Source organism: Halorubrum yunnanense, from assembly GCF_026586675.1.
Lineage (GTDB): Archaea > Halobacteriota > Halobacteria > Halobacteriales > Haloferacaceae > Halorubrum > Halorubrum yunnanense.
Genome location: NZ_JAODIX010000038.1, coordinates 1 through 567, shown reverse-complemented (window position 1 = coordinate 567; position 567 = coordinate 1). Strand labels below are relative to the sequence as shown.

Annotated in this window: 1 pseudogene; it reads left to right on the top strand. The window is 52.7% G+C overall.

Annotation, left to right across the window (positions count from 1 at the left end):
* Positions 1 to 102: pseudogene (locus N5096_RS10095) on the top strand (IS5/IS1182 family transposase); the annotation flags it as partial.
* Between the last annotated feature and the right edge of the window lie 465 nt (positions 103 to 567).

Genomic DNA, 567 nt, shown 5'->3' with positions numbered 1-567 from the left:
CTCGGCGACGCCGTGCGAGCGCTGGGCTGGTATCGGCAGTTCAGTGAAATCGTCTCGGTGTTCGCCATCATCAACATAGAATCGCTGTGTGAACCGCTGTAACCGTGACTCAACATCTATTCAACACAGCAGTTCTTTCAGGTTTGCAGTCTCACCGAACCCCAGACGGTGAGAATCCGTGTGAGGTTCACGGACTGTGGCGGGTGGGATTGCTGGGAGTGCCAAGCCCCCGGTACTCCTATCCTCTATCATATAGGGACTCTCGGAGTTGTTTTTGCCTCGGGGAGTCCGGCAGATCTCAACGGACTTGGAGTTACTTCTGTGGTGCGTACAGCAGTCGGGCACTGCATCGATTCATTATAAGAACCGACCGTTCACCTGACTGGTTCCGATTATTGTCTCATTGCTTGGGGCGGACAGGCCGCCATCGTAGGATTGATCGGAATCGCTCTGTTCCCGGTCTGATTCCTATCTAAATATATGACTGCCTGTCATTTTCGGTACTTCCCGAACGTTGCTTCATGAGCTGTGCTAAGTCACGCTCCACTGGATCAAACACTGATAGTG